We start from the raw sequence: 22,425 nt of genomic DNA on the forward strand, positions 1-22,425 counted from the left end.
GGGCGACGAATCCGACCCCCATTGCGGCACCGCCGCAGACGAGGTGCACTCTGTGACTTCCGCCACTCCCGACTCCCCCGAGACCACGCCGGCCGACTCCCCCGAGTCCGCGCCCGCCGACGCTCCCGAGACCACGCCGGCCGACGCGCCCGAGGCGACCTCGGCTGACGCTCCGGAGACGGCGGCGGTCCCCGCCACGGATGCCGAAACGGCCACGCCCGAAGAGGCGGACCCCGCTTCGTCCACGCCCGTCGAGGCGGACGCCGCTTCCGAGGCAGCGCCGTCTACCGAGGCGCCTGCCGCCGCCGCTCCTGAGAGCACGTCCGCAGAACCGTGGGGCCGCGTCGACGACGACGGCACCGTGTCGGTGCGCGAAGGCGATGACTGGCGCGTCGTCGGACAGTACCCCGACGGCACGCCCGACGAGGCTCTCGCCTACTTCGAACGCAAGTTCTCCGACCTCGCGTCGGAGGTCACCCTCCTGGAGGTCCGTCACCGCCGCGGTGGCGCATCGGCATCCGATCTCCGCAGCGCGGCCCGCACCGTTCGCGGTCGCCTCTCCGGCGCCGCCGCGGTCGGCAACCTCGCAGCCCTGGAGAAGCGCATCGCCGCCCTCGAAGGCGCCCTGTCCGAGGCGACCGCCGAAGAGGCTCACGCCCAGCGTGCCGCTGTCGAGGCCGCGATCGCCGAGCGCGAGACGATCGTCGCCGAGATCGAGGCGATCGCGGCGAAGGACCCCCGCTCCATCCAGTGGAAGCAGACCACGGCCGACGTGGCCGCCCTCTTCGCCCGCTGGCAGGAGCACCAGACCAACGGGCCGCGCCTGCCGAAGGCGACGGGGCAGCAGCTCTGGAAGCGCTTCCGCGACGCCCGGGCGATCGTCGACCGCAACCGGCGCGAGTTCTACGCCGGCCTCGACGAGCAGCACAAGTCGGCGCGAGACGCGAAGACCCGCCTCGTCGAGCGCGCGGAGGCGCTCGCACCCCAGGGGGAAGACGGCATCGGCGCTTACCGGACGCTGCTCGACCAGTGGAAGTCCGCGGGACGCGCGGGCAAGAAGGTGGACGACGCCCTGTGGGCCCGTTTCAAGGCGGCCGGGGACGTGCTCTACTCGGCGCGCATCGACCGCGAGGCCGCCGACACCGAGGCGTCGAAGGAGAAGATCGACGCGAAGAAGGCGCTCCTCGATGAGGCCGCCGCGGTGCCCGCCGAGAAGAACAACGGCAAGGCGCGCTCGCTGCTGACGAACATCCAGCGTCGCTGGGACGACATCGGGCGGGTCTTCCCGCGGGAGACCGAGCGTGCGCTCGACGACCAGCTCCGCAAGATCGAGAACACCCTCAAGCAGCGCGAGGACGACGCGTGGAAGCGCGACAATCCCGAGACCAAGGCCCGTCAGAACGACATGACGAGCCAGCTGCAGGATGCGATCTCGAAGCTCGAGGACGAACTCGCCGCAGCGGAGAAGACGAAGGACCCCTCGGCCATCGCCGCGGCCAAGGAAGCCCTCGACGCCCGCAAGGCATGGCTGCGGGCTCTCGGCGGCTGAGCCGACCGCTCTCCTCACGGCACTGAGCGCCGCGGTTGTCCACAGGATGCCGCGGCGCTTCCGTGTTCCGGCCTCGCCTCGGCGAGACTCGTCGCATGTGGCCGTTCCTCTACTTCGCGGGTGAGCGGTTGTCGACCGCCGAGTTGACCGCCGCACGTCTCGATGGGGACGTCATCGAGCTCGGCGAGGGCTTCATCCCCGCCGATGCCGTCGAGACGCGAGAGATGCGCGCGGCGTCATTGCGTTCCCTGACCGGACCGCATCGCGCCGTCACCCATGCGTCCGCCGCATGGGTGCACGGCGCGATCGACGAGCCGCCGCTCGTGCACGCGGTGCAGCGGGCGTCGCCCACCCGGACGGGGTTCCCCCTCGACCTGCGCGTGCATTTCCGAGACCTGCAGCTCCCCGTCGACGATGTCGTCGCCCTCGGCGGTGTGCTCGTCACGACACCCGTGCGCACGTTCGTCGACCTGATCCGCGCCCACGTCTCGTCGCCGCCACCCCGAGGTGCCGGCATGCCCTCCCCCGGCGCCGTCGCCACGGCGATGAGAGCAGCCGACCCGGGACTGGCATCCGCCGCCGTCGCGTGGCTGGAGCGGTCAGGGCCGATCCACCACAAGCGCGCCGCGCTCGACCATCTCCGTCAGGACGTCGTCACGCGGTAGACGTCGTACACCGCGTCGATGCGACGGACCGCATTGAGCACGCGGTCGAGGTGGACGGTGTCGCCCATCTCGAAGACGTACCGGCTGAGCGCCAAACGATCGTTCGTGGTCTGCACCGACGCCGACAGGATGTTGACGTGGTGCTCACTGAGCACGCGGGTGATGTCGCTGAGGAGCGCAGACCGGTCGAGCGCTTCGACCTGGATGTGCACGAGGAACACGCTCTTCGAGGTCGGCGCCCATTCGACATCGATCATCCGATCGGGCTGACCCTCGAGCGACACGACGTTCGTGCAATCCGCGCGGTGAACGGACACGCCACTGCCGCGAGTGACGAAACCGACGATCTGGTCACCGGGGACGGGCGTGCAGCACTTGGCGAGCTTGACGAGGATGTCGGGTGCTCCGCGCACCAGCACGCCGGAGTCACCGCCGCGAGGCGCCTTCGATCGTCCAACCGCGGGGAGATCGATGGGGCCGGTGGAGGTCTGCTCCTCCTCCGCTCGGACGAGGGAGGTGACCTTCTCGATGACGGACTGCGTCGACACGTGGCCTTCGCCGACCGCAGCGTAGAGCGCCGTCACGTCTTCGTATCGCAGCTGATGCGCGACAGACGTGAAGGAGTCCTGGTTCATCAGGCGTTGCAGCGGGAGGTTCTGCCGGCGCATCGCTCTCGCGATCGCGTCTTTGCCCTGCTCGACGGCCTCGTCGCGCCGTTCCTTCGTGAACCACCCGCGGATCTTGTTCCGTGCGCGGGTGCTCTTGACGAAGGCGAGCCAGTCCTGGCTCGGGCCGGCGTCCGGGTTCTTGGAGGTGAAGACCTCGACGACGTCGCCGGAGTGGAGCTCGGATTCGAGCGGAACGAGGCGTCCGTTGACCTTCGACCCCATCGTGCGGTGGCCGACCTCGGTGTGCACCGCGTAGGCGAAGTCGACGGGCGTCGCACCGGCCGGGAGTCCGATGACGCGGCCCTTCGGGGTGAAGACGTAGACCTCTTTGGCCCCGATCTCGAAGCGGAGGGAGTCGAGGAACTCGCCCGGATCCGCCGTCTCCGCCTGCCAGTCGGAGATGTGGGCGAGCCACGCCATGTCCTGATCGAGCGCCTTCGTGTCGCCCTTGCCTCCGCCGGCGATCTGCTCCTTGTACTTCCAGTGCGCCGCGACGCCGTACTCGGCCTGCTGATGCATCTCGTGCGTGCGGATCTGGATCTCGACCGTGCGCCCGCCCGGGCCGATCACGGTCGTGTGGAGCGACTGGTAGAGGTTGAACTTCGGGGTCGCGATGTAGTCCTTGAACCGGCCCGGAAGCGGGGTCCAGCGCGCGTGGATCGATCCGAGGACCGCGTAGCAGTCCCGCACCGTGCCCACCATGATGCGGATGCCGATGAGGTCGTAGATGTCGTCGAACTCGCGGCCCCGGACGACCATCTTCTGGTAGACCGAGTAGAGCTGCTTCGGACGTCCCATGACGCGCCCGCGGATGCGGAGGTCACGGAGGTCGGACTCGACCGCATCGATGACGGTGTGCACGTACTGCTCGCGCTGAGGCGTGCGCTGCTTGACGAGCGAGTCGATCTCGGCGTAGAGCTTCGGGTGCAAGACGGCGAACGAGAGATCCTCGAGCTCGCTCTTGGCGGTCTGGATGCCGAGCCGGTTGGCCAGCGGGGCGTAGATCTCGAGGGTCTCGCGGGCCTTCTTGGCCGCCTTTTCGGGCGGCACGAACCCCCACGTGCGCGCGTTGTGAAGCCGGTCGGCGAGCTTGATGAGAAGGACGCGAATGTCTTTCGACATCGCGACGATCATCTTGCGCACCGTCTCGGCCTGCGCCGCGTCGCCGTACTTGACCTTGTCGAGCTTCGTCACACCGTCGACGAGCATCGCGACCTCGTCGCCGAAATCGGCCGTCAGCTGATCGAGGTTGTACTCGGTGTCCTCCACCGTGTCGTGCAGCAGGGCGGCGGCGATCGCCCGCGGACCGAGACCCATCTCGGAAAGGATCTGCGCGACGGCGAGGGGGTGCGTGATGTACGGCTCGCCGCTCTGCCGCTTCTGCGTCTTGTGAGCCTCTGCCGCCGTGCGATAGGCGCGCTCGATGATGGCGATGTCGCCCTTGGGGTGGTGCGTGCGCACCGTCCGCATCAGTTCTTCGAGCGCATTGCGCGACGGGGCGCGCGAGAAGATGCGAGGAACGAGACGCCGCAGCGACTGGCCGCCGGAGGCGGAGCCCGTCGGGGTGACCGCTTCGACCATGCGATCACCTCCCGTGGATGCACGTGCGCGTGTGGATTTGGACAATCCTACGCCCGCACGCACGGGGTTCAGACCGTGGTGACGGCTGCCGAGCGGGCCTCGAGAGTGCGGGCGTCGCGCGCCTTCAGCCCGCTCTCGTTCTCGCGCAGGAGCGAGTAGAGAGGGGCTGCGACGAACAGCGTCGAATACGCCGCCACGATGGTCCCGACGAAGATCGACAGCGAGATGTCGGTCAGGGTCTGGGCGCCGAGCCACAGCGCGCCGATGAACAGGATCGCGCCGGTCGGCAGGGCCGCCACGACCGTCGTGTTGATCGAGCGGATGAGGGTCTGGTTCACGGCGAGGTTCACGGATTCACCGAACGTGCGCCCGGAGTTCTCCCCGTCCTCCAGCGTGTTCTCCCTGACCTTGTCGAAGACGACCGTGGTGTCGTACAGCGAATACGACAGGATCGTGAGGAACCCGATGACCGCGGCAGGCGAGATCTCGAAGCCAAAGAGCGCGTAGACGCCGACGGTGACGACGAGGACGTCGACGAGGCCGATCATGGCGGCCACGGACATCTTCCACGTCCGGAAGTAGAGCGCGAGGATCAGGAAGGTCAGCGCGAGGAAGATCGCGAGGCCCCACAGCGACTGCCGCGTGACGCCTTCGCCCCAGCTCGGCCCGATGAACGAGGAGCTGACGCTCTTCGTCTCGACGTCGAACGCGGTGATGAGGGCATCCGTGACGCCCTGGGTCTCGTCGCCGGACATCTGATCGGTCTGGATGCGGAGCGCGTTGTCACCGATCGTCGCGACCTTCGTCACGGCGTCGGGGACCACCGACTGCACGGCGGCGGTGGCCGCGTTCTGGTCCGGGGATGCCACATCGTTCACCGTGAACTGCGAGCCGCCGGTGAACTCGATGGAGAACTGGACCGGGCGGAACAGCGGCACGAGCGCCGAGAGGATCACCAGCACTGCGGCGATGATGAACCACAGCTTGCGGCGGCCGACGAAGGGGAACGAGAGCTTCCCGGTGTAGAGGTCGTTGCCGAAATCATTCATGGAGCGCATCAGGCGTCTCCCTCCCCTGCGGAGCGCGTCGTGCTGCTTTGCTGCGCGAGCTTGCGCTCTGCAATGGTCTGTCGGCGTTCCGCCTCACCTCGAGATTTCGAGTTGCGACGCCCGGCGGCGGTCTTCGTGTCGACGGCGACCGGGGTGCGGAACTGCGCCCGGCCTCGGTAGACGGCGCCGAGGGCGGTCGGATCGAGTCCGGACAACGGGTGACCGCCGCCGAAGAAGCGGGTCCGCGCGAGGAGCTGCAGCACCGGGTGGGTGAACAGGATGAAGATGAGGATGTCGATGACGGTCGTCAGGCCGAGCGTGAACGCGAAGCCCTTCACCGTGGCATCCGCGAGGATGTAGAGCACGACGGCCGCAAGGATGTTGATCGACTTCGAGATGTAGATCGTCCGCTTCGCGCGCGCCCAACCGTCTTCGACGGCGCTCGTGATGGTCTTGCCGTCTCGGAGTTCATCTCGGATGCGCTCGAAGTAGACGATGAACGAGTCGGCGGTGAAACCGATGGTCACGATCAATCCGGCGACGCCGGCGAGCGACAGACGGAAGCCCATTCGCCAGGCCAGGATGCACAGCGTGATGTAGGTCAGGACGCCCATCACCACGAGCGACGCGATGATGACGAACCCGAGCGCGCGGTAGACCGTCAGAGAGTAGACGGCCACGAGCGCGAGCCCGATGAGTCCGGCGACGAGTCCGATGGTGAGCTGCTGGGAGCCGAGCGTCGCGGAGATCGAGTTGCTGCTCTGCACCTCGAAACTGAGCGGCAGCGCGCCGTACTTGAGCTGATCGGCGAGCGTCTTCGACGTGTCCTGGTCGAAGCTGCCGGTGATCTGGGGCTTGCCGTCGGTGATGACGGCATTCATCGACGGCGCGGAGATCACGACACCGTCGAGGACGAAGGCGAACTGGTTCTGCGGCGGCTGCAAGCCGAACAGGCGCTGGCTGATCGCGCCGAAGGTGTCCGTGCCCTCGCCGTCGAACACGATGTTCACGGCCCACTGGCCGTTCTGCGAGTTGATGCCGTTCGTGGCGTCGTTGATCGCCGAGCCATCGAGTTCCACCGGGCCGAGGATGTACTTCTGGGAGTTCTCGGTGTCGCAGGTGATCAGCGGCTGGTCGGCCGGCTGATCGGCGGCGTCGTTCTCCGCGTTCTCACAGTCGTAGCTCAGGAACCTCGCCTGCAGCTCCTCGGTGACCCACGCGAGGTCGCTGCCGTTGGTCGGGGCCGGGGTGGGGGTCGCGTTCAGCGTCGGCGCCGGGGTCGGGTACGGCGTCTCGTTGCCGTCCTCGCCGACGAAAGACGTCGCCGGGGCACCTGTGAACAGGACCGCCCGAAGCTGCATCTGCGCCGACTTCTCGATGCGCTCGCGCTGCTCCTCGTCGGCCTGACCCGGGAGCTGCACCACGATCTGGTTGCCCGCCTGCGTCGTGATGTCCGACTCGCCGACGCCCGAGGCGTCGACGCGCTGTCGGATGATCGAGACGGCCTGCTGCATCTGCTCGGCGGTGGGCTGCGCCCCCGCCTCGGACTTCGCCTCGAGGATGATCTGCGTGCCGCCCTGGAGGTCGAGCGCGAGCGCGGGGAGCCAGTCGCTCTTCCCGACGATGAACACGCCGACGGCGTTGACACCGAACAGAACCGCGGTGATCGCGACCAGTCCGATCAGGGCGCGCCACGCGCGGCGGACGGGGGTGGATGTGGCCACGGGGAATGAGCTTTCGTCGTGATTCCGCCGAAGCGGAAGGGGATCAGGCCTTGGGCTTGTCGTCCGCGTCGGGGGTGCCGTCGACACCCGGGCGCGGCTCGACCGACGTCGTCGGCTCTCCGGCGAGGAAGGGATCGGCCACGACATCGTCGCGGGACTCGATCACGTCGTCGCCCGAGATCGTCTCGTCGTCGACGACGTCTTCTTCGGGCTCGACGGCGCGCAGGATCGCCTGGCTGTGGACCTCGATGACCACGCCCGGCGCGACCTCGATGTGCGCGGCCTTGGAGAGGTCTTCAGGGTCGTACTCGACGATCGTGCCGTACAGGCCGCCCTGCAGGAGGACCTTGACGCCGGGAAGCATCTGAAGGGCCTTCTTCTCCTGCTCCTCCTTCATGCGCTTCGTGCGGCGGCGCGAGCTCCAGAACATGAAGACGAGCAGCGCCGCCAGAAGGATGAGGAGACCGTAGTCGGTGAGGAAGTTCCCACCGGTCGGAGTCGGGGTGTTCTGCGCGGTGAGGAACGTCATGGACCTGGGTCCGCCTTTCGGGTGGGCACACCGCAGCGACGCGGCGAAGAGGGAGAGAGACCGATGGTCTTCAAGGATTATAGGTCATCGATGCTGAGGGACCCGTCGTGGCGGGCGACCCCGAGGTGACGGTAGGCCTCCCGCGTGGCGACGCGTCCTCGCGGCATCCGGCCCATGAAGCCGATGCGCACGAGGTAGGGCTCGACGACCGATTCGATGGTGTCGGGCTCCTCGCCGACCGCGACCGCGAGGGTGTTCAGCCCGACCGGACCGCCGCGGAAACGACGCACGAGCATCTCGAGCACGGCTCGGTCGAGTCGGTCGAGTCCGATCTCGTCGACGTCGTAGAGCTCGAGGGCGGCCGACACATCGGACATCGATGCCCGTGTGGACGAGCCTCCGTGCACGACGACGTAGTCCCGGACGCGCCGCAGCAGCCGGTTCGCGATACGGGGAGTTCCGCGGGATCGTCCTGCGATCTCGGAGCGCGACTCGGCGGGGAGGTCGACGTCGAGCATGATGGCGCTGCGCGCGATGACCTGTTCGAGCTCGCCCGGCTCGTAGTACTCGAGATGCGCGGTGAAGCCGAAGCGGTCTCGGAGCGGGTTGGGGAGCATGCCCGATCGGGTGGTCGCACCGACCAGCGTGAACGGCGCGAGATCCAACGGGATGCTGGTGGCCCCCGCGCCCTTGCCGACCATGATGTCGATACGGAAGTCCTCCATCGCGAGGTACAGCATCTCCTCCGCGGAGCGCGCCATGCGGTGGATCTCGTCGATGAACAGCACCTCGCCGGGAACCAGGCTCGACAGGAGCGCGGCGAGATCGCCCGCGTGCTGGATGGCGGGGCCGCTCGAGAGCCGGAGGGGCTTCTGGCTCTCGTGCGCGACGATCATCGCGAGCGTCGTCTTGCCGAGCCCGGGGGGACCCGACAGCAGGATGTGATCGGCGGGGCGCTGCTGGATGCGCGCGGCATCGAGCAGCAGCTGGAGCTGACCGCGCACCTTTGTCTGTCCGACGAACTCGGCCAGGGATGCGGGGCGGAGCGCGCCCTCGACGGCGAGCTCGGTGGCGTCTTCGGGCTGTTCGCGCGGCTCAGACACTGCTGCGCTCCGGGCGAGCGGGGCCGAGCTCGGCCAACGCGAGCTTGAGCAGCGCCGGGACCGTGGCACCGGCGGGGGCCGCGTCGAGCGCGGCGGCGGCGGCCTCGACCGCGACGCGCTCGTTCCATCCGAGGGCGCCCAGAGCGGCGATGAGCTGGTCGCCGACACCGGCGGGCGACGCCGCCGCGCCGGGGGCGGTGCGCACCGGTGCGCGCAGCTTGCCGGCGAGCTGGACGACGATCAGCTTGGCGGTCTTGGGACCGATGCCGGAGACACGTCGGAACGGGGCATCGTCCTCGTCGGCGACGGCAGTCGCGATCTGGTCGACGCCGAGGGCGGCGAGGACGCCCAGGGCGGACTTCGGACCGACGCCCGAGACGCCGAGAAGATGACGGAAGACACCGAGCTCCTCGGGCTCGCGAAACCCGAAGAGCGACAGCGAATCCTCACGGACGATCATCGATGTGTGGAGCTGCACCTCGTCTCCGACGTGCAGCGATCGGGACAGGTCGGGCGTGACGGCGACGGCGTACCCCACGCCCTGAACGTCGATCACGACGGAATCGGGCTCCAAGAACAGCACGCGTCCGCGCAACGACGAGATCATGCCCCGACCCTACGCGAGGGTTCGGACCTATGTTCGAGCGACACGCTCACCTGCCCGGAGCGAGCCGGCTTCAGGCACGCGCCGTCTTCCGCTCCGCCTCGGCCCACGCGCGCTGAGCGGGCGTGAGCGCGCCGCCCGCCGTCGCGGGGGCCGAGCCGCGCCGCCAGGCATGGCAGAGGGCGAGCGCGAGGGCGTCGGCGGCATCCGCCGGCTGCGGCAGGGCATCGAGGCGCAGCACACGTGCCACCATGGTCTGCACCTGCAGCTTGTCGGCGCTCCCGTAGCCGGTGATCGCGGCCTTCACCTCCGACGGCGTGTGCGTCGCCGCGGGCAGTCCGTGCTCGGCGGCGAGGAGCAGCGCGACCCCGCTCGCCTGCGCCGTGCCCATCACGGTGCTGCGATTGTTCTGGGCGAAGACCCGCTCGACGGCGACCACGTCCGGTGAATGCTCGGCCAGAACGAGGCGGATGCCGGCGGCGATCGTCGCCAGACGCTCCTCGATCGGCATGTCGGGCGCCGACCGCACGACGCCCACGTGGACGAGCGAGGCGCTCCGGTCGCGGCGCACGTCGACGACGCCGACGCCGCAGCGGGTGAGTCCCGGATCGATTCCGAGAACGCGAAGAGCGGATGCCACTCCCCCACGCTAGGCGGGGGTGGGTGGCATCCGCTCCAGGCGCGCCCGACCGGGTCTACTCCTCGGTGTCGTCCTCGAGCTCGGCCTGGACCTCGGCGGTCAGGTCGAAGTTGGCGAAGACGTTCTGCACGTCCTCGCTGTCTTCGAGGGCGTCGATGAGCCGGAAGATCTTGCGGGCAGTGTCGGCGTCGACCTCGACCTTGAGGTTCGGCACGAACTCGACATCGGCCGACTCGTACTCGAGGCCCGCCTCCTGCAGGGCGGTGCGGACGGAGACGAGGTCGGAGGCTTCCGTGACCACCTCGAAGCCCTGCGAGTGGGGCTCGATCTCCTCCGCACCCGCTTCGAGGGCTGCGAGCATCACGTCATCCTCGGTGGTGCCCTCGCCCGAGACGACGATGACTCCCTTTCGCGAGAAGTTGTAGGCGACGGATCCGGGGTCGGCGAGCGTGCCGCCGTTGCGCGAGAGCGCCGTGCGCACCTCGGCGGCGGCGCGGTTCTTGTTGTCCGTCAGACACTCGACCATCAGCGCGACGCCGTTCGGGCCGTACGCCTCGTACAAGATCGACGTGTATTCGACGGACTCGCCACCGATGCCCGCGCCGCGCTTGATGGCGCGATCGATGTTGTCCTTCGGCACCGACGTCTTCTTCGCCTTGAGGACGGCGTCGAAGAGCGTGGGGTTGCCCTGGAGGTCGGCGCCGCCGAGCTTGGCCGCCACCTCGATGTTCTTGATGAGCTTGGCCCACGACTTGGCACGGCGGGAGTCGATGACCGCCTTCTTGTGCTTGGTCGTCGCCCACTTGGAATGTCCGCTCACGGGACTCCTCTCGAAAAAAATCGCGAGGGCCAGTCTAGACGCGCGTCTCCTGCCGTGCGCGTGACGTCGCGACCGATGCGAGGAAGCGCTCGTGGAATCGCGTCTCGCCCGTCATCTCGGGATGGAACGCCGTCGCGAGCAGCGGGCCCTGCTCGACGGCGACGGCGACCCCCGACGGCAGTGTCGCGAGCACGCGGACCGATGCGCCGACCGACGCGACCACGGGAGCACGGATGAAAGAGGCGGCGACAGGTGCCGCGCCGAGATCGGGCGCCACGAGCTCCGTGTCGAAGGAGTCGATCTGGCTTCCGAAGGCGTTGCGACGAGCGGTGATGTCGAGACCGCCGAAGGTCTGCTGGCCGCGGATCAGGCCCTCGACGCGATCGGCGAGCAGGATCAGCCCCGCGCACGTTCCGAAGACGGGCATGCCGCGTGCGATCTTCGCCCGCACCGGCGCCTGGAGCCCGAACGCACGGGAGAGCTTGTCGATCACGCTCGACTCCCCGCCCGGGAGGACGAGACCGTCGACGTCGTCCAGCTCAGCGGCTCGGCGCACGAGGACCACCTCGGCGCCGAGCCCTGTCAGCATCCGCGCGTGTTCTCGCACGTCGCCCTGCAGGGCGAGCACGCCCACGCGCAGGGAGCTCACCAGCCGCGCTCGGCGAGGCGGTGAGGAGCGGGGAGGTCCGAGACGTTGATGCCGACCATGGCCTCCCCGAGCCCGCGCGAGACCTGCGCGATGACCGACGGGTCGTCGAAGAACGTGGTCGCCTTGACGATCGCGGCCGCACGCTCGGCGGGGTTGCCGCTCTTGAAGATGCCGGAGCCCACGAACACGCCGTCGGCGCCCAGCTGCATCATCATGGCGGCATCCGCCGGCGTCGCCACCCCGCCCGCCACGAACAGGACGACGGGGAGCGTGCCGGTCTCGGCGATCTCGGCGACGAGGTCGTACGGCGCCTGCAGCTCCTTCGCGGCGACGTAGAGCTCGTCCTTCGGCAGCGCCGCGAGCGCGGCCACCTCGCCACGGATCTTGCGGATGTGCTTCATCGCCTCGGAGACGTCTCCCGTGCCCGCCTCGCCCTTGGAGCGGATCATCGCGGCGCCCTCGGTGACGCGACGGAGCGCCTCGCCGAGGTTGGTGGCTCCGCACACGAAGGGAACCGTGTAGTTCCACTTGTCGATGTGGTTCACGTAGTCGGCCGGCGAGAGCACCTCGGACTCGTCGATGTAGTCGACGCCGAGCTCCTGGAGCACCTGCGCCTCGACGAAGTGCCCGATGCGGGCCTTCGCCATGACGGGGATCGAGACCGACGCGATGATGTCGTCGATGAGGTCGGGGTCGCTCATCCGTGCGACACCGCCCTGCGAGCGGATGTCGGCCGGCACCCGCTCGAGCGCCATGACGGCGACCGCCCCGGCATCCTCGGCGATCTTGGCCTGGTCGGCGGTGACGACGTCCATGATGACGCCGCCCTTCAGCATGTCGGCGAGGCCGCGCTTGACGCGCGTCGTCCCGGTCTCAGAGTTTGGCATAGGCCAGAAAGTAGCATGTCCCGGCCATATGCTGGAACGCATGACGAACGAGGTCGCGACGATCACCGGCGAGTCCGCCGCGGAGATCGCCGACAGCATCCGCTCGCTCATCGATCGCGGCACCCTCTCTCCCGGCAGTGCGCTCCCGCCGGTGCGGACCCTCGCCGACGTGCTCGGCGTCAATCGCAACACCGTGGTCGCCGCCTACCGCCAGCTCGGGCAGGCCGGCGCGGTGGAGACGGCCGGTCGCGCCGGCACCCGCGTGACCCCGCGGTCGGACGTGGCCCAGGAGGGCTACGCGGCCGACAGCGTGCTGCGGGACATCGGAACGGGAAACCCCGACCCCGCCCTCATCCCCGACCCCTCCGCGGCGCTGTCGACGCTCGCCGGTCGCCCCGTGCTCTACGGCGAGCCGACCATCGACCCGGAGCTCGAGACCTGGGCCCGCTCATGGATCGCGGCGGACATCCCGGACCGCGACGACCTGCGCCTCACCATCACCGGCGGCGCGGTCGACGCGCTCGAGCGGCTGTTCGCCGATGCGCTCACCCGCGATGACGCCGTCGGCCTCGAAGACCCGTGCTTTCTGTCGGCGCTGCGCACCGTCCGCATCGGCGGGTACCGGCCCGTCGCCATCCCGATCGACGATCAGGGGATGACCGTCGCCGGCCTCGAGGCCGCCCTGGCCGCCGGCGTCCGCGCGATCGTCTGCACCCCGCGCGCGCAGAACCCTTCCGGGGTGAGCCTGACCGCCGAGCGCGCCACCGCTCTGCAGGCCGTGCTCGCGCGGCATCCGTACGTGCTCGTCATCGAGGATGACCATTTCTCGATGCTCTCCCGCGAGCCGTACCACTCGATCATCGGCCCCGACCACCGCCGGTACGCACTCATCCGCTCGGTCTCGAAGTTCCTGGGCCCGGACATGTGCCTCGCCGTCACCGCGACCGATGCCGAGACCGCGTCGCGGCTGGCGATGAGACTCAGCCCCGGGTCCACCTGGGTCAGCCATCTCCTCCAGCGCCTCGTGACGACCCTCGTGACCGACCCCGAGGTCATCGCCGAAGTGGAACGCTCGGGCGAACACTATCGGCGCCGCAACACCGCGTTCGCCGAGCGCCTCACCGCAGCGGGCATCCCGACGGCGGCGGGCGACGGACTGAGCCTCTGGGTGCGCCTCCCCGCTCGGGCGCGGCTCGTGGCTGAGCAGCTGATGCGGCGCGGCTGGCTCGCCCGGCCCGGCGACGAGTTCGTGCTGGACGACGCCGACGCCGCCTTCCATCTGCGCCTGACCGTGCACGACCTCTCCGACGGCGACGCCGCCCGGCTCGCCTCCGACATCGCGGCCGCCACCCAGGCGATCGCGCCCTTCCCGAAAGCGACCACATCGTGAAGATCCTCTCCATCCAGTCCGCCGTCGCCTACGGGCACGTCGGCAACTCCGCCGCCGTGTTCCCGCTGCAGCGCATCGGTGTCGAGGTCTACCCCGTCTACACCGTGAACTTCTCGAACCACACGGGATACGGCGCATGGCGTGGACCGCTCATCAGCCCGCAGGACGTCGCCGACGTGATCACCGGGATCGAGGAGCGCGGCGCGTTCGCGGACATCGACGTGGTGCTCTCGGGCTACCAGGGCGGCGAGGGCATCGGCGACGTGATCCTCGATGCCGTCGCCCGCGTCAAGGCGGCGAACCCGAGCGCCGTGTACGCGTGCGATCCCGTGATGGGCAATGCGAAGAGCGGATGCTTCGTGGCCCCCGCCATCCCCGTGCTGCTGCGAGAGCGCGTCGTCCCGGCCGCCGACATCATCACCCCCAACCAGTTCGAGCTCGGCTTCCTGACCGGCACCGATCCGAGCGACCTCGACTCGACGCTGGCGTCGGTCGACCTGGCCCGCGCGATGGGCCCCTCGACCGTCCTCGTGACGAGCGTCGAGCGGCCCGACCGCCCCGAGGGCACGATCGAGATGCTCGCCGTCACCGACGCCGGGGCGTGGATCGTCCGGACGCCGCACATCCCGATGAAGGCGAACGGCTCGGGCGATGTCACGGCCGCGCTGTTCACCGCGCACTTCCGTGAGACCGGGGATGCCGCGGTCGCGCTCGCCCGGACGACCTCGAGCGTGTTCGATCTGCTCCAGACGACCTTCGACGCCGGATCGCGCGAGCTGCAGCTCATCGAAGCGCAGGAGTTCTACGCGCAGCCGCGGCTCCAGTTCGAGGTGACTCAGGTCCGCTGAGCGGATCCGTGGCCCGTCAGAGGACGGGCCACGCCTCCTGCACAGCGGCGCGGACATCGCCGAGCAGCTGCGGGAGCGCCTTGGTCTTCGCGATGATCGGGAAGAAGTTCGAGTCGGTCGCCCACCGCGGGACGACGTGCTGATGCAGGTGCTCGGCGACGCCCGCCCCCGCCACCGCGCCCTGGTTCATCCCGATGTTGAAGCCGTCGCATCCGGAGACACGCTGGAGCACGCGCATCGCGATCTGCGTGAGCGCGCCGATCTCCGCGACCTCTTCGGGGGTCGCGTCGTCGTAGGTGCCGAAGTGGCGGTAGGGGCACACCAGGAGGTGCCCCGAGTTGTACGGGAAGAGGTTGAGCAGCACGAACGCGGTCTCGCCGCGGGCGACGATCAGGCCGTCCTCGTCGCTCTTGTCGGGCGCCGCGCAGAACGGGCAGTCGTGCACGAGCGGCTCGGGGCCCGCCGCGATGTAGGCCATCCGGTGGGGGGTCCACAGTCGCTGGAACTCATCGGGGACGCCGGCCAGGGTGGCGGCGTCCTCGAGGCGCGGCTCCGAGCCGTCCGTCATGCCAGATCCTCCGCGGTGTTCACGAGCTTCTTCGACGTGACCGCCGCGATGATCCGCTCGACGGCGTCACCTACGGGGATGCCGTTGGTCTGGGTGCCGTCGCGGAAGCGGAACGACACCGTCCCGCCGGAGCGGTCCTGCTCCCCGGCGATCAGCTGGAGCGGCACCTTCTGGGTCGTGTGGGTGCGGATCTTCTTCGGCATCCGGTCATCGGAGTGGTCGACCTCGGCTCGGATGCCGGCGGCGCGGAGCCGCGTGACGAGCTCGTCGAGGTAGGGGGCGTACTCCTCGGCCACCGGGATGCCGACGACCTGGACCGGTGCCAGCCACACCGGGAACGCACCGGCATAGTGCTCGAGCAGGATCGCGAAGAACCGCTCGATCGAGCCGAACAGGGCGCGGTGGATCATCACCGGGCGGTGCTTCTCGCCGTCGGGGCCGGTGTACTCCAGCTCGAACCGCTCGGGCTGATTGAAGTCGAGTTGGATGGTCGACATCTGCCAGGTGCGACCGATGGCGTCGCGGGCCTGCACGGAGATCTTGGGGCCGTAGAAGGCCGCCCCGCCCGGGTCGGGAACGAGCTCGAGGCCCGATCCTTCGGCGACCTCGCGGAGGGTCTGGGTGGCTTCTGTCCACAGGCGGTCGTCGCCGATGAACTTCGGGTTGCCCTCTTCCTTCGTGGACAGCTCGAGGTAGAAGTCGTTCAGCCCGTAGTCGCGGAGGGTCTGCAGCACGAACTCGAGACTGTGCTCGAGTTCGCCCTTGACCTGGTCGGCGGTCACGTAGATGTGGGTGTCGTCCTGCGTCATGCCGCGTACACGGGTGAGCCCCGCGAGGGTTCCGCTCTTCTCGTAGCGGTAGACCGAGCCGAACTCGCTGAGCCGCAGCGGGAGTTCGCGGTAGCTCCGACCGCGCGAGCGGAAGATCAGGTTGTGGAACGGGCAGTTCATGGGCTTCAGGTAGTACTCCTGGCCCTCGCGCGAGACGTGCCCGTCGGCATCCACCACCTCGTCCAGGACCATCGGGGGGTACATGCCGTCGGCGTACCACTGCAGGTGACCGCTCGTCATGAACAGGTCGCCCTTGGTGATGTGGGGCGTGTTGACGACGTCGTAGCCGTTCGCGAGGAGGCGTTCGCGCATGTAGCGCTCGATCTCGTATCGGATGATGCCGCCCTTGGGGTGGAACACCGACAGACCCGGCCCGATCTCCTCCGGGAAGGAGAAGAGGTCGAGCTCCTTGCCGAGCTTGCGGTGGTCGCGCTTGGCGGCCTCCTCGAGGCGGTGCTGGTAGGCCCGCAGCTCGTCCTTCGTGGGCCACGCGGTGCCGTAGATGCGCTGCAGCTGCGGGTTCTTCTCACTGCCGCGCCAGTAGGCGCCGGCGACCCGGGTGAGGTCCCAGCCGTTGCCGATCATGCGGGTCGAGGGAACGTGGGGTCCGCGGCAGAGATCCTTCCAGGCGGTCACGCCGTCGCGGGTCACGTTGTCGTAAATGGTGAGTTCGCCCGCACCCACCTCGACCGAGGCACCCTCGGTCGCCTCGGCGCCGGGGCCCTTCAGCCCGATGAGTTCGAGCTTGAACGGCTCGCCCGCGAGTTCGGCGCGCGCCTCGTCGTCCGAGACCACGCGGCGGACGAAGCGCTGGCCCTCGCGGACGATGCGCTCCATCTCCTTCTTGATCGCCTTGACGTCTTCCGGGGTGAACGGCTCGTCCACGCCGAAGTCGTAGTAGAAGCCGTCGGTGATCGGGGGGCCGATGCCGAGGGTGGACTGAGGACGGATGCGCTGCACCGCCTGCGCGAGCACGTGCGCCGTCGAGTGACGGAGGATGTTGAGGCCGTCGGCGCTCGACACCGTGACGGGCTCCACGCCGGCCAGGTCGTCGACGACGGTGGCGAGGTCCTTCAGAGCGCCGTCGATGCGTAGGGCGACCACGGAGCGGTCGGGGAACAGGGCGAATCCATCGGCGGGAAGGGCGACATCCGCCGGCGCGATCACATCAGACAAGGGGATCTCTCCAGAAAGGGGCTCGGACTTCAGACTCTCAGCTGCGCGCGCGTCGCGCGTCGCCCGCTCAGGGCCTACGGCGTTCGCGTGCCGGCAGGGCGAGCGTTCCGGCGAAGGTGCATTCCCCGAGTCTAGTCATCGGCTCGGAGGGGCGATGATGGATGCCGTGAAGCTCGCTCTCGCGGGGCTCGTCCTGCTCGCGGGCGCGCTTGCCGCCGTCCTGTCCGGCATCCTCCCGCTGCCTGACCTCGCTGTCGTGGCCGAACGCGTGGCCCCGATCCTCGCGTTCGTGGTCGCCGTCACCGTCGTCGCCGAGCTGGCCACCCGCGCGGGCGTCTTCGACGTCGCCGCAGCCTGGCTCGCCCGCGCCGCCCGCGGACGGACGGCGCTCCTCTGGCTGCTCGTCGTTGCGCTCGCGGTGGTGACCACCGCGTTCCTCTCCCTCGACACCACCGCCGTGCTGCTCACTCCCGTCGTGATCGCTGTCGCCCGTGCGAACGGACTGCCTCCTCTGCCGTTCGCCTTCACCACCGTCTGGTTGGCCAACACGGCATCCCTCGTCCTCCCCGTGTCCAACCTGACCAACCTTCTGGCGGCCGACCGCCTGCCGGGAGGCGCGGCGACCTTCCTTCTGCTGCTCGGTCCCTCCGCCGCCGTCGCGATCGTGGTCACGGTGGCGCTGCTCTGGCTGATCCAGCGGCGGCACCTCGTCGGCACGTACGTCGTCGCCGCGTCTCCCCGCGTCGCCGATCGCGTCCAGCTGACCGTCGCCGCCGCGGTCGTCGTGGTCCTGATGCCGTTCCTGGTGAGCGGACTCGAGCCGTGGCTGCCGGCCGCAGTCGCGGCAGCGGTGCTGGTCGGTGTGTTCGCCTGGCGGTCCCCGCGGGTGCTCACGGTCCGGCTCATCCCGTGGTCGCTCCTCGTGTTCGCGGCGGGGCTGTTCACCGCGGTCGCCGCGCTGGAGGCGCTGGGCTCGGCGTCGATCGCGTCCGCGGTCGCCGGTACGGGCTCGGGTCCGCTCGACCTGTGGCGGCTCTCGGGGACGGCCATGCTGGCGGCGAACGGCGTCGACAACCTTCCGGCCTACCTCCTTCTCGAACCCGCCGCGTCCTCGCCGGAGCGGCTGGCGGCGTTGCTCATCGGCGTGAACGCCGGGCCGCTCATCACCCCGTGGGCCTCGCTCGCCACCCTGCTGTGGGCCGAACGGCTCCGCGCGGTCGGTATCGCGGTGCCGTGGCGCCGGTTCGTGGCCTGGGGCTGCGTGACGGCGCCCGTCGTCGTCGGGGCGGCGACGATCCCGCTCTTCCTCCGCTGACCGCGGCCCGACCCGCACTGCTGCGGCGGCGTCATTCGCTCACGCGACGGTGAGGTCGACCTGGATCTCACCGGCGAGCTGTTCGAGCGCCACCGTGACCGCGGCGGCATCGGTGTCCGCGGGGACGCGGAACGCCACGACGGCCTCGAACAGGATGCCGCCCGCCATAGGAGCGTCCAGGGTGCGGCTGCGGAGCGTGTCGATGCTGAGCGTGTGCGCGGCGATCGCCGCAGTGACGTCACGGATGATGCCCGGCCGGTCGTTGCCGAGCACGGTGAGCTCGATCGCTCGATCGCGCGGCACGGCATCCGCGTCGGCGCTGCCCCCGTGGGCCGTGACTCGAAGGAGGCCGTCGAGGTCCGACAGCGCCGCCACGAAGGCAGCCTGATTCTCGTCGGGAACGGAGACCAGCACGATCCCGGCGAAGGCGCCGGCCAGCTCGGCGAGTTCGCTGCGCTCCCAGTTTCCGCCGTGCGCCGCCACCTGCTCGGCCAGCGCGTTCACGAGTCCGGGGCGATCGTCTCCGACGACGGTGAGCACGAGGTGGGCCATGGCCGGAGCTTACCCGCGGCGGCGGCCTCATCACAGGGGCGGCCCTCACCGCCGAGGGCGGACGTAGCGTGGAAAGCATGAAGGCTCTCCAATACACACGAATCGGATCCCACCCAGAAGTCGTCGAAATCGAGAAGCCGACCCCCGGACCGGGCCAGGTGCTCCTCCGGGTCACCGCAGCAGGCGTCTGCCACTCCGACGAGTACGTCATGGGACTCTCGGCCGACGAGTACGCGGCCGCCGGCTATCCCCTCCCCCTCACGCTCGGCCATGAGGGCGCGGGCGTCGTCGCCGAGCTCGGCGAGGGCGTCGAGCACGTGAACGTGGGAGATGCCGTGGCCGTCTACGGGCCGTGGGGCTGCGGCCGTTGCCACAACTGCGCGCAGGGAAAGGAGAACTACTGCACGAACGCCGCCGCGGAGGGGATCATGCCTCCGGGTCTTGGGGCCCCGGGCTCGATGGCGGAATACATGATCGTCGACGACGCGCGCCACCTCGTGCCGCTCGGTGAGCTCGACCCCGTCGAGAACGTGTCGCTGACGGATGCCGGTCTGACGCCGTACCACGCGATCAAGAGTTCCCTCCCGAAACTGGGCGCGGGGACCACCGCCGTCGTGATCGGGACCGGCGGGCTCGGCCACGTCGCGATCCAGATCCTCCGCGCGCTGACCTCGGCGACCGTGATCGCACTCGACATCTCTGAGGAGAAACTCGCCCTCGCCACCGAGGTCGGTGCCCATCATGCGGTCCTCAGCGACGAGAACGCCGTCGCCGCGATCAGAGAGCTCACAGGCGGCCTCGGGGCGGAGGCCGTGTTCGATTTCGTGGGAGCCGATCCCACGATCGCGACCGCCGTCGGAGCAGCGGCCGCCGAAGCGGACGTCACGATTGTCGGGATCGGCGGTGGAACCGCGCATGTCGGTTTCGGCTCGATCGCCTTCGACGCCGCCCTGCGCATCCCCTACTGGGGTTCGCGCAGCGAGCTCATCGAAGTGCTCGACCTGGCGCGCTCGGGTCACGTGGGCGTCGAGGTTCAGCAGTACTCGCTCGACGACGGTCCGAAGGCATATGAAGCGCTGGCCTCCGGCTCGGTCCGCGGTCGCGCCGTCATCGTGCCCTGACACTCCCCCCGGGAGTGGGGACTTCTCCCCATTCCCGGGCAAGGGCTTTCCTGGCAGTGTCGATGACTGTCGGCACTGGGGAGCCGGCATGCTCCACCTCGGGCCCCGACGCACCCCGACGTCTCGTAGGTCGTGTGTGTGACGGGTGGGTCCTCTTGCCGCCGACGTCGGGGGGCGGGCGGGAAGAGGACCCTGACCGGAGGAGCAGGCGATCAGCGCAGACATCCCGCTCAGTCGTCCGGGCAACAAAAAACCCCCGAGTTACCGGGGGTTTGTCTGTGCGCGATACTGGGATCGAACCAGTGACCTCTTCCGTGTCAGGGAAGCGCGCTACCGCTGCGCCAATCGCGCCTGTAAAAGGCTGTTGAGTTGTGAGTGGAGGTGGCGACGGGATTCGAACCCGTGTGGACGGCTTTGCAGGCCGCTGCCTAGCCACTCGGCCACGCCACCGTGTGTGGTTTGACCCACGTGACGTGATCTCCCCGGAGGGAGATCCCCACACTCGAGCGGATGACGAGATTCGAACTCGCGACCCTCACCTTGGCAAGGTGATGCGCTACCACTGCGCTACATCCGCGTGTCCCTGGTTGCCCCGGGCACTCGCTCTACAGTAGACGAACTTCGAGCGAGCGCAAAACCCGAGGCAGCCCGCGCGTGTCCGCGCACGCGGTTCGGGATGAACGCGCCGATCCGGTATGCTCGGACACTGGTCATCACGACCTTGGGGCGATTGGCGCAGTTGGTAGCGCGCTTCCTTCACACGGAAGAGGTCGTCGGTTCGAGTCCGGCATCGCCCACCCTCCTCCCCTCAGTGCTGTCCTGTCCGGCGGGCTTCTGCGACGGCCGCACCGACACCCTCTCGCCATGGCTCCCCATGGCCGGTGAGCACCAGCGTCGCTCCTGTGCGCTCCAGGGTGTCGAGCGATCGGAGCGCCTCCTCGGCGTCCGCGGTGGCCGCGTCGGCGACGATCTGCGGCCGGCGAGCACCCGTGTAGGGATCGAGCGTCACGAGTGCGTCTCCGGCGATCAGGACGCCCTCACTCGGGAAGAAGAAGGCGCAGTGCCCGTCGGTGTGGCCGGGTGTCCAGAGCGCGACGGGCGCGCCCGGAACGTCGACGGGACGGTCGTGGACGACCTCCCCTCGGGCGTCCACTCCGCGCACGCCGAGGGCCCCGCGGAGCGTCATCGCTCCGACGAACGGGATGCCGCTGGGATGACCGACCAGGTAGGGAACCCGCGCCCGGGCAGGCCGGTAGCTGTACGGATGCCGCGCGAGTCGGTGGTCGCGTGGATGCACGAGCACCGGGCGCTCCAGACCCTTCGCCATGCCCACGTGGTCGAAGTGCCCGTGCGTGAGGAGAACCCCGTCGATATCTTCCCTTCGTGCGCCGACATGCCGCAGGAGATGGTCGAGCGCCGGCCGCATCCCCGGAAGGCCCGCGTCCACGAGGGTGATCCCGTCATCGCGCTTCACGAGGTAGCAGTTGGTATGGGCGGCCGCGATCCGGAAGATGCCGTGGCCCAGGTCGGTGAGCGTCGATCGGGCGGGGTTGCGCCGGGGACAGGGAGTTCGGGTCATGCCGCGACGGTAGGAACGCACGCATTCGGGTGTGAGGGGATTGACAGGCTCCCTGCTCGCCGGGGACTACCCCGTCACGGTCCAGCCGTGACGATCCGCGAGAGCTCGGGCGACGGTGTCGAACCGCGCCCGGTCGAGCGCCGCGCCCTCCCGGCGCACCGACTCGCAGGGAACCTCGTACAGCTGATCCGTGTCGACCCACGAGGGCCGCCGTTCGCGGTCCCACTCCCCCGATCCGAGGGGGAGATGACCCTCCGCGCGCTCCGGCGCGCGACTCGTGAGCTTCATCGCGAAAACGGAGCCCGCTCCGGCGGGCGCCAGGACGAGCAGAGGTCGATCTTTGCCCTGCCGAGGATCCTCCTGGAATGGCACCCAGCCCCAGACGATTTCCCCGGCATCGGGCGCGCCGTTCGCCGATGCGGCGTATCTCAGGCGGAGTGCGCCGCGTGGCGGCATCCTCACCTCCGTGATGCCACCCGGCGCACGCGAGGCCGGCGGCGGCGCCGGCCTCCGGTTCGGCGCGAAGAGACGGACGATGCGTGTCAGAAGGCTCACGCCGCCACCGTAGCCAATTCCCC

21 protein-coding genes and 4 tRNA genes are annotated in these 22,425 nt (G+C 69.3%); 7 read left to right on the forward strand and 18 right to left on the reverse strand.

Translation table 11 applies throughout. From position 1 onward, the window contains the following. Positions 1-52: 52 nt before the first annotated feature. Both ACJJV7_RS04080 and ACJJV7_RS04085 read left to right on the forward strand, forming a co-directional pair. A complete protein-coding gene (locus ACJJV7_RS04080) occupies positions 53-1,549 on the forward strand; it encodes a DUF349 domain-containing protein (protein WP_405372944.1) in 1,497 nt (498 codons plus the stop codon). Positions 1,550-1,644: 95 nt separating this feature from the next. After that, positions 1,645-2,214, forward strand: coding sequence for an SAM-dependent methyltransferase (locus tag ACJJV7_RS04085; RefSeq protein ID WP_405372943.1), 570 nt, complete (start codon positions 1,645-1,647; stop codon positions 2,212-2,214). Here the strand turns inward: ACJJV7_RS04085 and ACJJV7_RS04090 are convergent. From ACJJV7_RS04090 to pdxS, 10 genes are all read right to left on the reverse strand, one after another. Further along, positions 2,193-4,463: a RelA/SpoT family protein gene (locus ACJJV7_RS04090; protein WP_405372942.1), complete on the reverse strand. Its 2,271-nt coding sequence runs from the start codon at positions 4,461-4,463 to the stop codon at positions 2,193-2,195. The two genes, ACJJV7_RS04085 and ACJJV7_RS04090, sit on opposite strands and share 22 nt — an antisense overlap. A 68-nt stretch (positions 4,464-4,531) precedes the next feature. After that, a complete protein-coding gene (gene secF / locus ACJJV7_RS04095; protein WP_405372941.1) occupies positions 4,532-5,521 on the reverse strand; it encodes a protein translocase subunit SecF in 990 nt (329 codons plus the stop codon). Beyond that, positions 5,521-7,236 carry a protein translocase subunit SecD gene (gene secD / locus ACJJV7_RS04100; RefSeq protein ID WP_405372940.1) on the reverse strand — a complete coding sequence of 572 codons (1,716 nt, stop codon included), beginning with the start codon at positions 7,234-7,236 and terminating at the stop codon, positions 5,521-5,523. Before secD ends, secF begins: the two co-directional genes overlap by 1 nt. Before the next feature lie 43 nt (positions 7,237-7,279). Further along, positions 7,280-7,765 (reverse strand): preprotein translocase subunit YajC, encoded by a 486-nt coding sequence (yajC, locus tag ACJJV7_RS04105; protein WP_405372939.1) that lies wholly within the window; start codon positions 7,763-7,765, stop codon positions 7,280-7,282. A 77-nt stretch (positions 7,766-7,842) separates the two neighbouring features. Next, a complete protein-coding gene (ruvB, locus tag ACJJV7_RS04110; protein WP_405372938.1) occupies positions 7,843-8,868 on the reverse strand; it encodes a Holliday junction branch migration DNA helicase RuvB in 1,026 nt (341 codons plus the stop codon). Then, positions 8,861-9,475, reverse strand: a complete 615-nt coding sequence (ruvA, locus tag ACJJV7_RS04115; RefSeq protein WP_405372937.1) for a Holliday junction branch migration protein RuvA — start codon at positions 9,473-9,475, stop codon at positions 8,861-8,863. Before ruvA ends, ruvB begins: the two co-directional genes overlap by 8 nt. A gap of 70 nt (positions 9,476-9,545) precedes the next feature. Then, the gene (gene ruvC, locus ACJJV7_RS04120; protein WP_405372936.1) at positions 9,546-10,112 is read right to left on the reverse strand and encodes a crossover junction endodeoxyribonuclease RuvC; all 567 of its coding nucleotides are present in this window, start codon (positions 10,110-10,112) and stop codon (positions 9,546-9,548) included. A 55-nt stretch (positions 10,113-10,167) separates the two neighbouring features. Next, positions 10,168-10,932 (reverse strand): YebC/PmpR family DNA-binding transcriptional regulator, encoded by a 765-nt coding sequence (locus ACJJV7_RS04125; protein WP_405372935.1) that lies wholly within the window; start codon positions 10,930-10,932, stop codon positions 10,168-10,170. Between the two features lie 34 nt (positions 10,933-10,966). After that, positions 10,967-11,521: a pyridoxal 5'-phosphate synthase glutaminase subunit PdxT gene (gene pdxT / locus ACJJV7_RS04130; protein WP_405372972.1), complete on the reverse strand. Its 555-nt coding sequence runs from the start codon at positions 11,519-11,521 to the stop codon at positions 10,967-10,969. A gap of 56 nt (positions 11,522-11,577) precedes the next feature. Then, on the reverse strand, positions 11,578-12,468 hold the full coding sequence (pdxS, locus tag ACJJV7_RS04135; protein WP_405372934.1) for a pyridoxal 5'-phosphate synthase lyase subunit PdxS: 891 nt from the start codon (positions 12,466-12,468) through the stop codon (positions 11,578-11,580). 40 nt (positions 12,469-12,508) lie between these two features. Between pdxS and ACJJV7_RS04140 the strand changes: the two genes are divergently transcribed. Further along, positions 12,509-13,858 (forward strand): aminotransferase class I/II-fold pyridoxal phosphate-dependent enzyme, encoded by a 1,350-nt coding sequence (locus ACJJV7_RS04140; RefSeq protein WP_405372933.1) that lies wholly within the window; start codon positions 12,509-12,511, stop codon positions 13,856-13,858. Beyond that, positions 13,855-14,706 carry a pyridoxal kinase PdxY gene (pdxY, locus tag ACJJV7_RS04145; protein ID WP_405372932.1) on the forward strand — a complete coding sequence of 284 codons (852 nt, stop codon included), beginning with the start codon at positions 13,855-13,857 and terminating at the stop codon, positions 14,704-14,706. The genes ACJJV7_RS04140 and pdxY overlap by 4 nt, the downstream gene beginning before the upstream one ends. Before the next feature lie 16 nt (positions 14,707-14,722). On the opposite strand, the gene ACJJV7_RS04150 is transcribed toward pdxY, so the two are convergent. Both ACJJV7_RS04150 and thrS read right to left on the reverse strand, forming a co-directional pair. Next, positions 14,723-15,274 carry an HIT family protein gene (locus tag ACJJV7_RS04150; RefSeq protein ID WP_405372931.1) on the reverse strand — a complete coding sequence of 184 codons (552 nt, stop codon included), beginning with the start codon at positions 15,272-15,274 and terminating at the stop codon, positions 14,723-14,725. After that, positions 15,271-17,280 carry a threonine--tRNA ligase gene (gene thrS, locus ACJJV7_RS04155; RefSeq protein ID WP_405372930.1) on the reverse strand — a complete coding sequence of 670 codons (2,010 nt, stop codon included), beginning with the start codon at positions 17,278-17,280 and terminating at the stop codon, positions 15,271-15,273. The genes ACJJV7_RS04150 and thrS overlap by 4 nt, the downstream gene beginning before the upstream one ends. Before the next feature lie 154 nt (positions 17,281-17,434). Here thrS and ACJJV7_RS04160 point away from each other — a divergent pair, with 154 nt between their 5' ends. Beyond that, positions 17,435-18,595, forward strand: a complete 1,161-nt coding sequence (locus tag ACJJV7_RS04160) for an SLC13 family permease (RefSeq protein ID WP_405372929.1) — start codon at positions 17,435-17,437, stop codon at positions 18,593-18,595. 39 nt (positions 18,596-18,634) lie between these two features. On the opposite strand, the gene ACJJV7_RS04165 is transcribed toward ACJJV7_RS04160, so the two are convergent. Continuing rightward, positions 18,635-19,147: a glycine cleavage system protein R gene (locus ACJJV7_RS04165; protein ID WP_405372928.1), complete on the reverse strand. Its 513-nt coding sequence runs from the start codon at positions 19,145-19,147 to the stop codon at positions 18,635-18,637. A 77-nt stretch (positions 19,148-19,224) separates the two neighbouring features. Here ACJJV7_RS04165 and ACJJV7_RS04170 point away from each other — a divergent pair, with 77 nt between their 5' ends. Then, on the forward strand, positions 19,225-20,268 hold the full coding sequence (locus tag ACJJV7_RS04170; protein WP_405372927.1) for an NAD(P)-dependent alcohol dehydrogenase: 1,044 nt from the start codon (positions 19,225-19,227) through the stop codon (positions 20,266-20,268). 279 nt (positions 20,269-20,547) lie between these two features. On the opposite strand, the gene ACJJV7_RS04175 is transcribed toward ACJJV7_RS04170, so the two are convergent. From ACJJV7_RS04175 to ACJJV7_RS04185, 3 genes are all read right to left on the reverse strand, one after another. Beyond that, positions 20,548-20,619: transfer RNA gene (locus tag ACJJV7_RS04175), tRNA-Val, on the reverse strand. Positions 20,620-20,644: 25 nt separating this feature from the next. Next, a tRNA-Cys gene (locus ACJJV7_RS04180) sits at positions 20,645-20,718 on the reverse strand. 55 nt (positions 20,719-20,773) lie between these two features. Next, positions 20,774-20,845: transfer RNA gene (locus ACJJV7_RS04185), tRNA-Gly, on the reverse strand. Between the two features lie 147 nt (positions 20,846-20,992). Here ACJJV7_RS04185 and ACJJV7_RS04190 point away from each other — a divergent pair. Continuing rightward, positions 20,993-21,065 (forward strand) — tRNA-Val (locus tag ACJJV7_RS04190). A gap of 11 nt (positions 21,066-21,076) precedes the next feature. Here the strand turns inward: ACJJV7_RS04190 and ACJJV7_RS04195 are convergent. Then, positions 21,077-21,847: an MBL fold metallo-hydrolase gene (locus ACJJV7_RS04195; protein ID WP_405372926.1), complete on the reverse strand. Its 771-nt coding sequence runs from the start codon at positions 21,845-21,847 to the stop codon at positions 21,077-21,079. Between the two features lie 66 nt (positions 21,848-21,913). Then, on the reverse strand, positions 21,914-22,402 hold the full coding sequence (locus tag ACJJV7_RS04200) for a type II toxin-antitoxin system PemK/MazF family toxin (protein ID WP_405372925.1): 489 nt from the start codon (positions 22,400-22,402) through the stop codon (positions 21,914-21,916). Positions 22,403-22,425: the final 23 nt, after the last annotated feature.

The sequence above is a fragment of the Microbacterium sp. Ld4 genome (assembly GCF_045066555.1).
Taxonomy (GTDB): domain Bacteria; phylum Actinomycetota; class Actinomycetes; order Actinomycetales; family Microbacteriaceae; genus Microbacterium.

Coding starts and splice junctions, on each gene's coding strand:
- yajC (WP_405372939.1), bottom strand. CDS start 7,765: ATGACGTTCCTCACCGCGCAGAACACCCCGACTCCGACCGGTGGGAAC.
- pdxT (WP_405372972.1), bottom strand. CDS start 11,521: ATGCTGACAGGGCTCGGCGCCGAGGTGGTCCTCGTGCGCCGAGCCGCT.
- secF (WP_405372941.1), bottom strand. CDS start 5,521: ATGCGCTCCATGAATGATTTCGGCAACGACCTCTACACCGGGAAGCTC.
- ACJJV7_RS04195 (WP_405372926.1), bottom strand. CDS start 21,847: ATGACCCGAACTCCCTGTCCCCGGCGCAACCCCGCCCGATCGACGCTC.
- ACJJV7_RS04160 (WP_405372929.1), top strand. CDS start 17,435: ATGATGGATGCCGTGAAGCTCGCTCTCGCGGGGCTCGTCCTGCTCGCG.
- ACJJV7_RS04165 (WP_405372928.1), bottom strand. CDS start 19,147: ATGGCCCACCTCGTGCTCACCGTCGTCGGAGACGATCGCCCCGGACTC.
- pdxS (WP_405372934.1), bottom strand. CDS start 12,468: ATGCCAAACTCTGAGACCGGGACGACGCGCGTCAAGCGCGGCCTCGCC.
- ACJJV7_RS04140 (WP_405372933.1), top strand. CDS start 12,509: ATGACGAACGAGGTCGCGACGATCACCGGCGAGTCCGCCGCGGAGATC.
- ruvA (WP_405372937.1), bottom strand. CDS start 9,475: ATGATCTCGTCGTTGCGCGGACGCGTGCTGTTCTTGGAGCCCGATTCC.
- ACJJV7_RS04090 (WP_405372942.1), bottom strand. CDS start 4,463: ATGGTCGAAGCGGTCACCCCGACGGGCTCCGCCTCCGGCGGCCAGTCG.
- ACJJV7_RS04170 (WP_405372927.1), top strand. CDS start 19,225: ATGAAGGCTCTCCAATACACACGAATCGGATCCCACCCAGAAGTCGTC.
- ACJJV7_RS04150 (WP_405372931.1), bottom strand. CDS start 15,274: ATGACGGACGGCTCGGAGCCGCGCCTCGAGGACGCCGCCACCCTGGCC.
- ACJJV7_RS04085 (WP_405372943.1), top strand. CDS start 1,645: ATGTGGCCGTTCCTCTACTTCGCGGGTGAGCGGTTGTCGACCGCCGAG.